This window comes from Planktotalea sp., assembly GCF_018607995.1.
Classification (GTDB): Bacteria; Pseudomonadota; Alphaproteobacteria; order Rhodobacterales; family Rhodobacteraceae; genus Planktotalea.
In genome coordinates, this window is the sequence record NZ_JABBAL010000030.1 from 279,902 (window position 1) to 295,789 (window position 15,888).

12 protein-coding genes are annotated in these 15,888 nt (G+C 52.8%); 5 read left to right on the top strand and 7 right to left on the bottom strand.

Features of this window, described 5'->3' with window-relative positions; translation table 11 throughout:
• Nucleotides 1-57 precede the first annotated feature (57 nt).
• The 4 genes from QZ280_RS12660 to cysS all read right to left on the bottom strand — a co-directional run bounded on the left by QZ280_RS12660 (nt 58) and on the right by cysS (nt 3,571).
• Nucleotides 58-306, bottom strand: a complete 249-nt coding sequence (locus QZ280_RS12660; protein WP_293444749.1) for a hypothetical protein — start codon at nt 304-306, stop codon at nt 58-60.
• Between the two features lie 3 nt (nt 307-309).
• Complete coding sequence (locus QZ280_RS12665; RefSeq protein WP_293444751.1) at nt 310-489, bottom strand: hypothetical protein; 180 nt, start codon at nt 487-489, stop codon at nt 310-312.
• Between the two features lie 64 nt (nt 490-553).
• On the bottom strand, nt 554-2,176 hold the full coding sequence (cimA, locus tag QZ280_RS12670) for a citramalate synthase (RefSeq protein ID WP_293444753.1): 1,623 nt from the start codon (nt 2,174-2,176) through the stop codon (nt 554-556).
• On the bottom strand, nt 2,177-3,571 hold the full coding sequence (gene cysS / locus QZ280_RS12675) for a cysteine--tRNA ligase (protein ID WP_293444755.1): 1,395 nt from the start codon (nt 3,569-3,571) through the stop codon (nt 2,177-2,179).
• A 235-nt stretch (nt 3,572-3,806) separates the two neighbouring features.
• Here cysS and QZ280_RS12680 point away from each other — a divergent pair, with 235 nt between their 5' ends.
• From QZ280_RS12680 to typA, 4 genes are all read left to right on the top strand, one after another.
• Complete coding sequence (locus QZ280_RS12680) at nt 3,807-4,982, top strand: pyridoxal phosphate-dependent aminotransferase (RefSeq protein WP_293444757.1); 1,176 nt, start codon at nt 3,807-3,809, stop codon at nt 4,980-4,982.
• A gap of 135 nt (nt 4,983-5,117) precedes the next feature.
• Nucleotides 5,118-5,855, top strand: a complete 738-nt coding sequence (locus tag QZ280_RS12685) for a TPM domain-containing protein (RefSeq protein WP_293444759.1) — start codon at nt 5,118-5,120, stop codon at nt 5,853-5,855.
• 218 nt (nt 5,856-6,073) lie between these two features.
• Nucleotides 6,074-7,615 carry a trimethylamine methyltransferase family protein gene (locus tag QZ280_RS12690; protein WP_293444761.1) on the top strand — a complete coding sequence of 514 codons (1,542 nt, stop codon included), beginning with the start codon at nt 6,074-6,076 and terminating at the stop codon, nt 7,613-7,615.
• A 124-nt stretch (nt 7,616-7,739) separates the two neighbouring features.
• Entirely contained in the window at nt 7,740-9,560 is a 1,821-nt protein-coding gene (typA, locus tag QZ280_RS12695; protein WP_293444763.1) for a translational GTPase TypA, read from the top strand.
• A 1,307-nt stretch (nt 9,561-10,867) separates the two neighbouring features.
• Here typA and QZ280_RS12700 read toward each other — a convergent pair.
• The 3 genes from QZ280_RS12700 to recA all read right to left on the bottom strand — a co-directional run bounded on the left by QZ280_RS12700 (nt 10,868) and on the right by recA (nt 15,065).
• A complete protein-coding gene (locus QZ280_RS12700; RefSeq protein ID WP_293444765.1) occupies nt 10,868-11,155 on the bottom strand; it encodes a DUF1330 domain-containing protein in 288 nt (95 codons plus the stop codon).
• Between the two features lie 3 nt (nt 11,156-11,158).
• On the bottom strand, nt 11,159-13,822 hold the full coding sequence (alaS, locus tag QZ280_RS12705; RefSeq protein ID WP_293444766.1) for an alanine--tRNA ligase: 2,664 nt from the start codon (nt 13,820-13,822) through the stop codon (nt 11,159-11,161).
• Between the two features lie 163 nt (nt 13,823-13,985).
• A complete protein-coding gene (recA, locus tag QZ280_RS12710) occupies nt 13,986-15,065 on the bottom strand; it encodes a recombinase RecA (protein WP_040777979.1) in 1,080 nt (359 codons plus the stop codon).
• A gap of 450 nt (nt 15,066-15,515) precedes the next feature.
• On the opposite strand from recA, the gene QZ280_RS16440 reads away from it, so the two are divergent.
• Nucleotides 15,516-15,854 (top strand): hypothetical protein, encoded by a 339-nt coding sequence (locus tag QZ280_RS16440; RefSeq protein WP_365734680.1) that lies wholly within the window; start codon nt 15,516-15,518, stop codon nt 15,852-15,854.
• Nucleotides 15,855-15,888: the final 34 nt, after the last annotated feature.

The following is a 15,888-nucleotide window of genomic DNA, read 5'->3' on the forward strand; positions in this document are numbered from 1 at the left end:
CCCTGTCGCCAAGGGCACAGTGAAAAAAGGATACATAGCGATTACGATCCAATAGGATCAACTCACCGCGCGCTGCCATTCCAGGTCAAACAGCTCGTCAAAGCTGACGCTTGCCACTTCTTCATCATAACGCACCGCAGACAAGTAGATGAGTGCACCCGCACCAACACCCGCGACGGTGGGAATCCAAGGCCAGATCAGATCGGGTCGGACAAGGATCAAGGCGAGCACGCCGTAGCCGCAAATGATTAGACCCGCGCTCAAAAAGACCACAAAGCGCAGACGGGAAAGTTGTTCAATAGTCATGGCTTAGCCCTCCGCCAGTTTGAGGTCGACAATGATCAGCGCCGCACTGGCTAGGCGCAGTGGGCTTGCCGCTTCACCAACGATCGCGCTATATAGCGGTTTTATAAACCCGTCAGAGGCTATGAGCGCTGAGGCCCAAACCACTTCGAGTCCGCCAGAAATTGTAAGTAGTAACCAAGCCATCACAGCCTCCATGTAACCTATTGGTAACATGAGAAGCTAAGGTGACATGTAACTTCAAGGTTACTTATCCGTTTTCGTTGGTATCGCGGATAAGTTTCCATTGGATCGCATCGAGCAGAGCCTCAAAACTCGCATCCACAATATTGGGCGAGGCCCCCACCGTGCTCCAACGATTCCCTTTAGAATCAGCGCTGTCGATGATCACGCGGGTAACCGCTTCGGTCCCGCCTTGGGTGATCCGCACCTTGAAATCCACAAGCCGCATATCGTCGATCATCGCCTGATACTGCCCGAGATCTTTCGCCAAAGCTTTGGACAAGGCATTCACAGGACCCCGATCAGAGCCTGTTTCATCCATCGACTCACTCACGGAGAGCTTCTTTTCGCCATCCACTTTCAGCACAACCACCGCTTCGGAGAGCGAAATCATTTGGTCATATTTGTTCTTGCGTCGCTCCACGGTGACTTTGTAGCGCTTCACTTCGAAGAACTCAGGACATTGACCAAGGGCGCGACGCGCGAGCAGCTCGAAGCTCGCCTGCGCCGTATCATAGGAATAACCGCTGGATTCGCGCGCCTTGATCTCATCGAGCAGAAATCCAAGCGCGGGATCGCCTTTGGCAACGCTTAGCCCCGCGTCCGAGAGACGTTTGCGCAGGTTCGATTGGCCCGCTTGGTTTGACATTGGAATGATGCGAACGTTGCCAACGATTGCTGGCTCGATATGCTCATAGGTGCTTGGGTTTTTCAGGATCGCGCTGGCGTGCAGGCCCGCTTTGTGCGCGAAAGCGGATGCACCAACAAAAGGCGCTTGGCGCAAAGGAACGCGGTTCAGGATATCATCCAAGGTACGCGAAATCTGCGTGAGGGTTTGCAGGCTCTCATTCGAAACACCCGTTTCCAAAGCGCTCGCATATGGCTCTTTCAACAGTAGGATCGGAATAAGCGTGGTCAGATTGGCATTTCCACAGCGCTCGCCCAGCCCATTAAGCGTGCCTTGCACCTGCCGCACGCCTGCATCAATCGCAGCAAGAGAACAAGCCACTGCATTGGCCGTGTCGTCGTGAGTGTGAATGCCGAGTCGGTCGCCACTGATACCTGACGCAATTACCGCTTTGGTGATGTCAGCCACTTCTTGTGGCAAGGTGCCGCCATTCGTATCGCATAAAACGATCCAGCGCGCACCCGCTTCATGAGCCGCATGCAAGCATTCAAGCGCATAGGTGGGATCGGATTTGTATCCATCAAAGAAATGCTCTGCATCGAACAGCGCTTCGCGACCTTGCCCGACAATATGGGAGAAAGAGGCGGCGATATTGGCAGTGTTCTCGGCCTTGGTGATGCCAAGCGCGTCTGAGACGTGGAAGGCGGAAGCCTTGCCCACCAGACAAACCGCGCCCGTGTTTGCTTGCATGACTTGCGCAAGCACCTCATCGTTCTCAGCGGACCTACCAGCCCTTTTCGTCATCCCAAAGGCGGTCATCTGCGCACGGGTTTTCGGAGCCTTTTCGAAGAATTCACTGTCGGTCGGGTTCGCGCCCGGCCATCCGCCCTCGATGTAATCAAGCCCTAACCTATCAAGCATTTCTGCGATCTGCATTTTTTCCGTCGTGGAGAATTGCACGCCTTGGGTTTGCTGGCCGTCACGCAGGGTTGTGTCGTAGAGATAAAGGCGTTCGCGGCTCATTTATGCGCCCTTTCGTGAAATGGCGTGTAGTTTTTTAACGTCAAAGCCCTGCGTGGGTTTTAGTTCCACTGTGTCTTTGCCCATCTGCACATCCAGCCCCGCACTACGCGCAGCGCTCCTCAAGCGATCCACATCCGTGTAGTCACCGCTGAGCTTTGCCGCATTGCGCGCGGCACGCAGCCAACTTTCGACCTCCATAATCTTGGAATGGTCTTGCCCGCCACCCCAGCTTGTCGCGACCCAATCGGCAAGCGCATCCGTCAGCAACCCAAGCAGATCTGCGGAGGCCTTAAGTCCCGCAAAATCACGAGCGCGCGACAAAGCGTGCAGGCGTTGTATGGCTTGGTGCGTGTTCAAATCATCAGCAAGTGCCACGACGACCTCTGGGTCCGGAACATCCGCCGCCTCAACGCCGTCAATCTGCGAATGCCAATGACGCAACGTGCGCTCTGCCTCGGCGCGTTTCTGTTCAGTCCAATCCATTGGCTTGCGGTAATGCGTTCCAAGCATAACGAGCCTGATCACTTCACCCGGAACATCCTGATCCAGCAAATCGCGTACGGTGAAGAAGTTGCCCAATGACTTGGACATCTTCTTGCCCTCAACCTGCAACATTTCGTTGTGCATCCAAATGTTTGCGAACCCATGACCGACGCATTTGCTTTGTGCGATTTCATTCTCATGATGCGGGAAGGTCAGATCGTTGCCACCGCCGTGGATGTCGAAACTTTCGCCCAATAGCTCGTTCGCCATGGCAGAGCATTCGATGTGCCAGCCTGGACGTCCCTTGCCCCATGGGCTGTCCCAACCGGGTGTGTTCTCGTCCGAGGGCTTCCAAAGCACGAAGTCCATCGGATTGCGCTTATAGGGCGCGACTTCAACGCGCGATCCTGCAATCATGTCGTCAATGCTGCGACCTGAAAACTTGCCGTAGTCCACATAGCTCTCAACCGCGAAGAGCACATGACCTTCAGCCTCATATGCAAAGCCTTTTTCGATTAGATCCGCCGACATTGCGACCATCTGCTCGATATACTCAGTTGCGCGCGGCATGTGATTAGGATGCATCGCACCAACCGCGTCCATATCATCTAAGTATAGCTTGATCGTGCCATCAGTAATCTCGCGAATGCTTTGTCCCGTTTCAGCCGCACGCGCGTTGATCTTGTCATCCACATCCGTAAAGTTCCGCACGTAGGTGACATGATCTTCGCCATACACATGGCGCAGTAGACGAAAGAGCGTGTCAAAGATGATCACAGGGCGCGCATTACCAAGGTGCGCGCGATCATAAACCGTTGGACCACAAACATACATCGACACGTCACCGGATTTAATCGGTTCCAAAACCTCTTTCTGACGGGTTTGGGTGTTGTGCAAAGTGATCAGTGTCATGTCGGACGTCCTTAAGTGCGCGCGCAAATGCTTTGGCGGACTTAGCAACTCAGATCAGTGAAAGAAATGTGAAACCGGCCCGCCTAACGAAGTTAGTGGGAAATACAGCAGATAACTATGGTGGTCTGTACGTGGTTCATGAGACTTTCTTAGCGGGAGAAATCAGTTCCGTCCAGCGTATTGACGAATCCTGCGCGCCTTGGCCAATTTGCGCATCGCATCCCAGGAGGTCGCCATGCCCAATTTATCCCCCACATTGACCGAAATCACCGGCGGTGGTTCTGACGGTTGGGAAGTCTTCATGCGCGCACGCAAAATGATCGCGGCGGGCACCCCTGTGACGGAATTGACGATTGGCGAGCATGATATTAGCACCGACCCGATCATTTTAGACGCAATGCACGCCTCTGCGCGTGGCGGGCATACGGGCTATGCGATGGTGCCAGGGATCGCAGCCCTGCGGCGCGAGGTAGCGCGCCGTGTGCAAGAGCGTACGGGTGTTCCAACGGGTCCAGAAAACGTGATGATCACGCCGGGTGGGCAATCGGCCCTCTTCGCGTCGCATCTTGCCACCTGCCCCAAAGGCAAAAAAGCGATGTTCATTGATCCTTATTACGCCACCTATCCCGGCACTTTGCGAGCGATTGGCGCGATTGCGACACCGATTGAGGCCGATGCAAAAAACGGCTTTCAACCCCGCGCAGCCGATATTGAGGCGCAGGTCGAGGGCGCTGCCAGCCTGCTGATAAACTCCCCCAATAACCCGACGGGCGTCGTCTATACCCTTGGCACGCTTGAAGGTATTGCCGAGGTGTGCAAACGGCGAGATCTGTGGCTGATCTCTGACGAGGTTTATGACACGCAAATTTGGGAGGGCGTGCATATCTCACCGCGCGCCCTGCGGGATATGGCGGAGCGCACGCTTGTTATCGGCTCTATGTCTAAAAGCCATGCGATGACGGGCAGCCGTGTTGGTTGGATCGTCGGACCGCGCACAGCGATTGAACATCTGGTTAATCTAGCGACTCACACGACCTACGGTGTTGCAGGCTTTGTACAGGACGCCGCCCTTTTCGCGTTGGAACAAGGGCCAGCTCTAGAGGCAGAGATCGCAGCGCCGTTTAAGCGCCGCCGTGCTTTGGCTGTTGATATACTTGCAGAGCAGAACCTGGTTAAAATGATCCCTGCGGATGGCGCGATGTACGTAATGCTTGATATTCGCGCGACGGGTCTTTCGGGAGAAACGTTTGCTAACCGTCTGCTCGATGAACGCCATATCGCTGTGATGCCCGGTGAAAGTTTTGGGCGTGCTGCGGCCGGGCACTTGCGCGTGGCGATGACGATTGAGGACACGGCCTACGCCGCCGCATTGCGCGAATTATGCGCCTTTGCGGCCGCGCTTTGTGAATAGGTCAAACTGCGATAAGCTCTTTTCATAAGAATAAAAGAGCGTTTTAGCATGACACGTTTTTTGATGATCCTCGCGCTGGTTTTCAGCGCCCACAATGCATACGCGCAATCCTAACTTGAGTACAATTCAACCACCGTGAACGACTACGCGGGACTTTTAGATGACACATCAGAGGCGCGCATCGTTGCGCAATTGGAGGCGCTGAAGAAAGACACGGGCGTTGAAATGGCCGTTCTCACCCTATCGCGTCAAGAAATGTTCGCCCCCGACATCACGCTTGAAAAATTCGCTACGGGCCTTTTCAACGAATGGGGCATTGGCGACAAGACCAGCAATGACGGTGTTCTGGTCCTTGTGATGAAAACAGACCGCGCCATGCGGATTGAACTTGGTGGCAGCTACGGACGGGATTGGGGTCGTGCCGCGGCGCGCGTTATTGATCGTTCTTTCCTGCCTGCGTTCAAGGAAGATCGCTATCAAGACGGAATAGAGGCTGGGGTCACAGACACAATCAACACGATTGTCACGCCCTTTCTTGCGGGGGAAGAGCCGTCGACTGGAGCGTCGAATAACTGGGTTTGGGCGATTGTCATGGCTTTCGTTGGTGGCATTGCTGCGCTTATCTTCAAAGATAATTTCCTAAAGCTAAAGAAATGTCCTGAGTGTGGAACACGCCATCTGGATCGCACACGGCACGTGAAGAACAAAGCAACAAAGATAAACACAGGGGACGGCGATGTAATCACCACCTGTTCGAATTGTTCCTACCGAAATGTGGTGCCGTATACGATCAGCCGGATTAGTTCGTCTTCGTCCAAATCCAGCTTTGGCGGTGGGTCATCCGGTGGCGGTGGCGCAAGCAGCAAATGGTGAAAGGGTCTGAAAGCGACCACTCGTCGTTTTCAGCTTAGAACCGTCAATAAATAAAGTTTCCACTCTTAGCAGAAGCGTCGGGAGGACGACTTTTGAAAGATCGAATTTGGAAGCTCACGCTGACACGCGTGACGATTGGGGCGCGACGGGGACGTGCTGCGCGGGGCCGTCCGTAAAGGGTTTTCGCCCTGCCCTAAATCCAATCGAAAGCTAATCAAATGAATGATCAAACCCCGTCCCGTCGTGCTGGTGGCCGCAACGCGCGGCGCGAAGCTCGCTCTGCCAAACTCGCCGATCACCTGCGCCCCATCCGGCCCGGAATGGAGGGCGGTCGGTACAAACCGCTGAGCGATGCCGATGTCGAGAAAATCCACAAAGCTGCGCTGACGGCGTTGGAAACCATTGGACTTGCGGATGCTCCAGAGTCTGGCGTGCAAATCCTGACGGACGCAGGCGCGATTTTGGGCGACGACGGACGCATTCGCTTTCCTCGCGCTTTGGTCGAGGATGCATTAGCAAAAGCCAACCGCGATGTTGTGTTGTTCAGTCGAGATGGAAAGACGGATCTCGATCTCTCCGGCCAGCGCGTACACTATGGAACTGCAGGTGCGGCGGTGCATGTGGTTGATGTTGAGGGCAATGAATACCGCGAAAGCACTGTGCAGGACTTGCATGATGCGGCGCGCATTTGTGATGTACTCGACAATATCAGCTTTGTGCAGCGCCCAATGGTGTGTCGTGATATAACAGACAACTTGGAAATGGATCTCAACACGATCTACGCCTGCACGAGTGGCACCAATAAGCATATCGGCACATCCTTCACAGAGCCCGGATACGTCAAATACGCACTTGAGATGCTGCACACGATTGCGGGTGGCGAAGATAAGTGGCGCGAACGGCCCTTTATGTCCAACACCAACTGCTTCGTGGTTCCGCCAATGAAATTCGCAACAGAAGCGTGCGAAGTGATGGAAGCTTGCATCGCGGGCGGCATGCCTGTTTTATTGCTCTCCGCGGGCATGGCGGGGGCAACCGCGCCCTCCACAATTGCGGGCGCAATAACGCAAGCCACTGCGGAATGCCTCGCGGGGCTGGTCTATGTGAACGCCATCGCACCGGGTCATCCAGCGATTTTTGGAACTTGGCCGTTTGGGTTGGATCTGCGCACAGGGGCCATGTCAGTTGGATCGGGCGAGCAAGCTTTGTTATCGTCAGGTTGCGCGCAGATGCATGCATTCTACGGACTACCGGGTGGTGCTGCGGGCGGAGCGTCGGATTCCAAAATGCCTGACATGCAAGCTGGCTGGGAGCAAATGTGTTCTAACGTGATGGCCGGTCTGTCAGGGTTGAACATGGTGTATGAAGCGGCTGGGATGCATTCATCCTTGCTTGGATTTTGTCATGAGAGCCTGATCCTGTCTAATGATCTCATCGGTCAAGCCATGCGCTGCGTACGCGGGATTGAAGTAAACGATGAGACCCTCGCGCTGGATCAGATTGCGTCGGTCTGCATGGGCGGTCCGGGTCACTATCTAGGGACTAGGCAAACATTGGGCCGCATGGAGGCGGATCATGTTTATCCAACATTTGGTGATCGCACCTCCCCTAAGGAATGGTCAGAGCTCGGCAAACCTGTATTGGTAGAGAAAGCTAAAGCGCGCAAAGAGGAAATATTGGAAACACGGTCCGCCGCAAGATTCGATGCGGCTTTGGACAGTGAGCTTCGCAGCCGGTTCAAAATACATTTGCCGTCCTAAAGATTGAGTTTATGCGCAAGATGAAGCCAAGCGTCGCGCGCAATTAAGGGTGCGGCGCTATTTCACTGGCCTTTTGAGCGCTCTGCCTATAACGGGGGCGCAACTCAGGTAAAGGCAGACCCAAATGGACCTTCGCAACATTGCGATTATCGCACACGTCGACCACGGCAAGACGACGCTGGTGGACGAACTTCTTAAGCAATCCGGCGCATTTCGCGAAAACCAAGCCGTGGCTGAACGCGCTATGGACAATGACGCGATCGAGCGCGAGCGCGGCATCACAATTTTCGCCAAGCCCACGTCAGTAGAGTGGAAAGGCACGCGCATCAACATCGTGGACACGCCTGGTCACGCGGATTTTGGTGGCGAAGTTGAACGTATTCTGTCCATGGTCGACGGGGTTGTATTACTAGTCGATGCGGCTGAAGGCCCTATGCCACAAACCAAATTTGTGACGTCTAAGGCGCTTGCACTTGGCCTGCGCCCTATCGTTTGCCTGAACAAAGTGGACAAAGGCGATGCAGAGCCTGATCGCGCGCTTGATGAGTGTTTCGATCTGTTCGCGTCTTTGGATGCGAACGATGATCAACTTGATTTCCCGCATATGTATGCCTCTGGCCGTAATGGCTGGGCCGACAATGAACTAGATGGACCTCGCAAAGACTTGAGTGCTTTGTTTGATCTTATTGTGAACCACGTGCCAAAGCCGCGCCAGATTTCGCGTCAGAACGAAGATTTTTCTATGCTGGCAACAACTTTGGGCTCTGACGCTTTTGTCGGTCGCTTGCTGACCGGTCGCGTTGAAACGGGTAAGCTGAAAGTTGGTGCAACGGTTCAAGCGCTTTCCCGCATTGGCCAAAAGATCGAGCAGTTTCGCGTCACGCGTATACAAGCCTTCCGTGGTCTTGCAGAGCAAGATATCGAGGAAGCGTTGGCTGGCGATATCGTCTCCATCGCAGGCATGTCCAAAGCGACGGTTGCTGACACGATCTGTGCGCTTGCAGTTGATGCCGCCCTGCCCGCACAACCTATCGATCCGCCGACCATTACTGTGACCTTCGGCATTAATGACAGCCCATTGGCTGGTCGCGATGGTAAAAAGGTTCAATCACGCGTTATTCGCGATCGTCTGCACAAAGAAGCCGAATCCAACGTTGCGATCAAGATCGCGGACACGCCGGGTGGCGATGCGTTTGAAGTCTCTGGTCGCGGCGAACTTCAGATGGGTGTCTTGATCGAAAACATGCGCCGTGAAGGGTTCGAACTTTCGATCTCGCGCCCTCAGGTGATCATGAAAGAAGGTCTGAACGGCCAACGCATGGAGCCTGTTGAAGAGGCCACAATCGACGTGGACGATGAATATTCCGGCGTTGTGATCGAAAAACTTACAGGCTCTCGCAAAGGCGAAATTGTTGAGATGCGTCCTGCTGGTGCTGGCAAAACTCGCATTATTCTGCGCGTTCCGTCACGTGGCTTGATCGGTTATCATGGTGAATTCTTGACCGATACGCGCGGAACCGGTGTTCTCAACCGTGTTTTCCATGGCTGGACAGAGCACAAAGGATCTATCCCTGGTCGTCGCGCTGGCGTTCTTTTGTCGATGGACAACGGTCAATCCGTGGCCTTCGCGCTTTGGAACCTAGAGGATCGCGGTAAAATGTTCATTGGTGCACAGACTGATGTGTACACGGGTATGATCATTGGCGAGCACAGCCGTGAGAACGATCTGGAAGTGAACCCACTCAAAGGTAAGAAACTTACAAACGTACGTGCCTCTGGCACAGATGAAGCGGTGCGTTTGACCACGCCTGTCACGCTTAGCCTTGAAGAGGCGATTGCTTACATTAACGACGATGAGTTGGTGGAAGTGACGCCGAACTCTATTCGTCTTCGCAAGCGTTACCTTGATCCGCATGAACGCAAGCGCCAGTCGCGTAGCGCCTAAGCATATAAAATACTAATCTAGAACGAAAAAAGCGCGATGGGGAGAACCATCGCGCTTTTCTTTTATAGGGGAGAAAATACGTAATTCTTATGATGACTGCGCAGTCTCGATCTCACTTAGTGATGGCACTTAACCTGAACCATAACGTACTGGGACGCTTTCTTAAGTGTCGCTACCTAACGGTAAAATAGCTGGATAAGAAACTAGCTCGATGCGACCCTTGCGATGTTCGTACTGCTTCTTGCTGTCGTTAACCATGTGCTTTGTGTAGGTGTGTTTCGCAGGCACGAGGTGCTTGTCATAGCAAGCAACTGCGTTGCCTTCCCAGGCCATTGCTGGTGCTGCAAAACCGATTGCGGCAATAACTGCTGTAAATAGGGTCTTTTTAATGTGTCTTACTACAATGAAAGCTCAACTAAGGCATGGACCTTTCACCAAGTATTCGGGGCAAGACATTGCATATTTCATGTTATAATTGTGTTTTGGTCTAATTGAGCGAAAAAAGTTGGTTCGTTTCCAAATCGGCAATCCATTCGACATAAAAAAGCGCGAGATCGAAATCTCATGCTTTTGATAGGTTTGGCGCTGAGTGCTAACGCAGACCGCGCGCAGTTAACTAATTAGTGATGGCATTTGACTTCGCGCATCACGTAGTGGAAGTCAGCAGCTTTCGTTCGAACTTCTTTGTACACAGATAAGTTCTTAACAAGTTCGATGTGACCATTGCGGTGCTCATACTGAGTCATGCTCTCTTTAAAGACAACCTTAACTGCAGAGTACTTTGCAGGAACAATGTGCTTGTCGTAGTAAGGCAAGCTACTGTTTTGCCTGCCCAAGCGATTGCTGGTGCTGCGAATGCGATTGCTGCTACAACAGCAAAATTAGGGCCGTTTTCATTTAAATATCCTGCGACTTACCCTTCACGTACTAAAATCCTAGCGCGTAGAAACTTGGCGCAGCTATAGGGAAATCCGTGTTGTTCTGGGGTGAGTTAAGCAAAACCCCTTATCTTACTTGCTATCGTAAAAATGTTATTTTTAAGCATCAATTTTATACCTAAGGTAATTTTACAATAAAAGCACACTAGGAAAACCTGCGAAATAGTCGAACTATCCTATTAAGATTGTTTTCTTTTTTAACAAGAATTCAGAAACATCCTGTCGAAATGCTCAGGTTAAATCCAAAGATATCCACAAAATTTTTGTTCACTTTGTGTATCGCGCTTATACGACTTGACCGCTCAAATATAAAACACTGGCAGATAACTGCCGGTGTTGTTTGACTGTGTTACGCGCTTGTATTGGATGTTAGAATTCTTCGACGATGACCAGATCCCGCTCCGATGCTCCACGTGCGAAATCAAGTGCGGCTTGATACGCATCGGAGTGATAACAGTCATGTGCCGCTTGCAGAGACGGGAAACGAGCAACAACGTTTCGTGCACGATCTCGCCCTTCGAGCTGCTCATACCTACCAGCGCGCGCCAAAAACACGCCACCATGCTCAGCGATTGCACCCGTCGCGCGGCTTGCATATTCGCTATAAGCCGCCTCGTCAGTCACATGAACATTTGCTATCCAAAGTGCGCTTGACATCGTTTAGCCCTCCAAAATTTGTTTCGCAGCCGCAATCGCCGCATCTGCGTTGGTCGCATCTTTACCGCCACCCTGCGCCATATCAGGACGACCACCACCGCCTTTACCACCTAGTTCGACAACCGCGGCCTTAACCAAATCAACGGCAGAAATTTTGCCTGTCGTATCGTCAGTCACACCCGCAGCGACCGCAGCTTTTCCGCCTGCATCTGCGATAAGCAGAACCGCACCTGAACCAATGTGCGTTTTGTGCTCATCTATAAGGGCAGGCAAATCCTTTCCGGATACACCTGTGAGAACCTGCGCAACAAAGTTTATACCGTTCACTATTTCGGCTTCTGCGCCGCCACCCTGCCCTGCACCGCCCGACATCGCCAATTCACGACGCAGTTGCGCCACTTCATTGGACAGCGCCTTGCGCTCTTCCAGGAGCGCCTTCACGCGCGCAGGAACGTCTGACGCTTGCGCCTTAAGATCGCCTGCAACTTCGCTCAAGCGTTGGTCTTGCGCGCGCATGTGATCCAGCGCCGCTTCGCCTGTCAGCGCTTCAATCCGGCGCACACCTGCGCTCGACGCACTATCGCCCAACAGCGCGAAGGCTCCGATATCGCCGGTTTGACGCACATGCGTGCCGCCACACAGCTCCAACGAATAGGTGTCCCCATTGCTGCCTTTGCCAGACCCCGTTTGCGTGCCCATGGACACCACACGCACTTCATCTCCGTACTTTTCACCGAAAAGCGCTTGTGCCCCAAGCGCGCGGGCATCGTCTGGTGTCATGATACGTGTCTCTACGGGCGCATTCTGACGAATATAAGCGTTCACCTCTTTCTCAACCTTGATCAAATCCTCGCCCGACACCGCCGCACTGTGAGAGAAATCAAAGCGCAGGCGATCCTCAGCGTTCAAAGAGCCGCGCTGCGCCACATGGTCACCAAGGGCTGCACGCAAGGCTTCGTGCAGCAAATGCGTCGCGGAATGGTTCGCCCGAATGGCCGTTCTGCGCCCATGATCAACCTCAAGGATCGCCGCACTGCCTTTGGTAATTTCACCATCCTGCATAGTCGCCATATGTATAATGACGCCCTGGCTCTTCTTAGTGTCGCTCACCACCGCAGTGCCGGTTTCGGTTTTGATGATCCCTTTGTCCCCAACCTGACCACCGCTTTCTGCATAGAACGGGGATTGGTTCAGGATGATCTGAACCTCCTGCCCGACTTTGGCAGCGTCAGCCTCTGCACCGTCGATGACGAGCGTCGCAATCTGACCCTCAGCCGTTTCTGTGTCGTAGCCCAGGAAATCCGTCGCACCATAAGCGTCCACTATATCGAACCAAATCGCGCTATCCGCGGCTTCGCCCGTGCCGGACCACGCAGCACGCGCCTTGGCTTTCTGGGCTTCCATGGCTTGATTGAAACCGTCCACATCGGCCTCACGGCCCTTTTCACGCAACGCGTCTTGCGTCAGATCGAGCGGGAAACCGAATGTGTCATAGAGCTTGAATGCTGCATTCCCTGAGAAGACCTGCCCCTCAGGGAGACCAACCAATTCATCGTCGAGCAACTTCAATCCGCGCTCCAGCGTCTTCTTGAAGCGAGTTTCCTCAAGGCGCAGCGTCTCTGCGATCAGCGCCTGCGCTTGCCCAAGTTCTGGGAAGGCCGCACCCATCTGGCGCACCAAGGCAGGCACCAAACGGTGCATCAAAGGATCTTTTGCACCCAACAAATGTGCATGACGCATGGCACGGCGCATGATGCGACGCAAAACGTAGCCCCGCCCATCGTTTGACGGCATGACACCATCCGCGATCAAAAAGGAGGTGGAGCGCAAATGATCCGCAATCACGCGGTGATGCGTTTTCGTTGGACCGTCAGGATCAACGCTGGTCGCATCCGCACTGGCTTCGATCAGCGAACGCATCAAATCCGTATCGTAATTGTCATGCTTGCCTTGCAGCAGCGCACCAATCCGTTCCAGCCCCATTCCCGTGTCGATGCTTTGCATCTCCAAAGGTTTCATGGTGCCATCTTCGAATTGTTCGTTTTGCATGAAGACAATGTTCCAAATCTCGATGAAACGATCACCATCCTCTTCCGGGCTACCGGGTGGTCCACCCCAAATGTGGTCGCCGTGATCAAAGAAGATTTCCGTACACGGACCACACGGACCCGTCGGACCCATGCGCCAGAAATTATCATCCGTCGCAATCCGAATGATGCGATCATCACTCAGGCCCGCAACTTTCTTCCAAATGTCCGCCGCTTCATCGTCGGTGTGATAAACCGTAACGAGCAACCGCTCTTTTGGTATATTGAACTCGACCGTCAGCAACTCCCAAGCGTATGCAATCGCTTCCGCCTTAAAGTAGTTACCAAAGCTGAAATTACCGAGCATCTCGAAAAACGTGTGATGCCGCGCCGTATAGCCGACATTATCAAGATCGTTGTGCTTGCCACCTGCGCGCACGCATTTTTGTGAGGTTGTCGCTCGCGCGTAATCACGGGTCTCTAACCCCGTGAACAGGTTCTTGAACTGCACCATACCCGAATTTGCGAACAGCAAAGTCGGATCGTTGCGTGGAACAAGAGGACTTGAGGGCACAATAGCGTGCCCCTGTTTTTCAAAGTAATTCAGGAAAGTTGATCGAATTTCGTTAAGACTTGCCATGGGACATGCGCCTTTTGGGCCGGATTTGCGTTTGGTTTGAAATACCCCCCTGCTGGTCCACTGTCCACAGGCCGATGGGGATGATTGGGATTTGTGGGTATAAAACGAAAAAGCGCCACCAAATGGCAGCGCTTTAATCTTTTACGTTGATATTCAGCAGTCTTTACGCCTCCAAAATATCATCGTCGTCTTTTTGTTCTTCTTTAGGCATGTCGAAATCAAGACCATGTGCGGCGCGGATCTTATCTTCGATCTCATAGGAAATGCGCGTGTTCTCTTTCAAAAACGTCTTTGCATTCTCACGCCCTTGACCGATCCGCTCATCGCCATAACTGAACCAAGATCCAGACTTATCGACGATGCCCGCTTTAACGCCCAGATCAAGCAATTCACCCATCTTGGAAATGCCTTCACCGTACATGATGTCAAATTCAACCTGCTTGAACGGTGGTGCGACTTTATTCTTCACCACTTTCACGCGGGTCGCATTACCGACCACTTCGTCACGATCCTTCAACGCACCAATGCGGCGAATATCAAGACGTACGGAGGAGTAAAACTTAAGCGCGTTACCGCCTGTTGTCGTCTCGGGTGAGCCGAACATCACACCAATTTTCATCCTGATTTGGTTAATAAAGATAACCATACAATTGGAACGGCTAATTGAGCCCGTGAGTTTACGCATGGCTTGGCTCATTAAACGGGCGTGCACGCCGACACTGCTGTCGCCCATGTCGCCTTCAAGTTCTGACTTCGGCGTCAGAGCCGCGACCGAATCGACCACGATCATGTTAACCGCGCCCGAGCGCACCAATGTATCGACAATCTCTAGCGCCTGCTCACCCGTGTCAGGCTGCGAAATCAGCAATTCATCCAGATCAACACCAAGCTTTTTCGCGTACTGCGGATCAAGTGCATGTTCCGCATCAACAAAGGCACACACGCCGCCTTTCTTCTGCTCTTCTGCAACAGTGTGAAGCGTCAAAGTCGTCTTACCAGAGCTTTCAGGGCCATAAATCTCAACAATGCGTCCCTTTGGCAGACCGCCGATACCCAGAGCAATGTCCAATCCAAGCGACCCTGTGGACGTCGCTTCGATCTGCTGGACAGCATTTTCATCGCCCAGTTTCATGATAGATCCCTTGCCAAACTGACGTTCGATCTGTGCCAATGCGCTATCGAGCGCCTTTTGCTTGTCTGCTGTTGCTTTGCTGCTCATGTTCAATAAATCTGCCGTTGCCATTGTGTGTGCTTCCTTATTTCATATGCCGCAGAGCGCAGCAATCGGTTCGCATGTTCCTATTTTATTCCTTAGTGAGACCAAAAAGAGAACAAATCAAGTTAAATTTTCACTCTGGTAGATTGGCTAGGAACGGTTAAGAATGCGTATAAAGTTTGAAAGAATGTAAGAGACATTGATATGCTCTTGTTTTGGAAGAAAAAATTGGCTCTCCTGTCTGTTCCAAAGACAAGAACGACGGCGATCGAAGCCGCCTTAGCGCACAAAACGTCAATGATCGTGTCAGAGCCTCCCGAGTTGAAACACGCGCCCGTCTATCGCTATAATCGCTATAATCGCCTTTTTAGGCCGATGTTCGAAAAAGCCTGCAAGGCAGAAATAGCGACATTCGCCATGATGCGGGAGCCGATCAGCTGGCTTGGAAGTTAGTACAAGTACCGCCAGCGCCCTTTCTTGTACGGCTCCCCCAAATCCACGGCACAGATCAGTTTTGATGAATTCATTTTGGCCTATATGAGGGGCGATACGCCACCATTTGCGAATGTCGGTTCACAGGCGCGCTTTCTAGAGCCGCGCCCAAATGGAACCAAGATTGATCATCTTTTCCGGTATGAAGATGTCCACGGTTGGCGCGGTTTTTTGCAAGGTCGTTTCGCTCAAGAGATTACTTTTGAGCGTTTGAATGTTTCTTCGGGACCTGCGCCTGAGCTGTTACAAAAAACCGAACAGCGTTTTCGTAGCAAAATGGCTGAAGAGTTTGAGCTTTGGGATAGTATTGAAACGTCGAGCTGACTTTGCACAGTTGATGTGAGCTCAACCAAGGAAA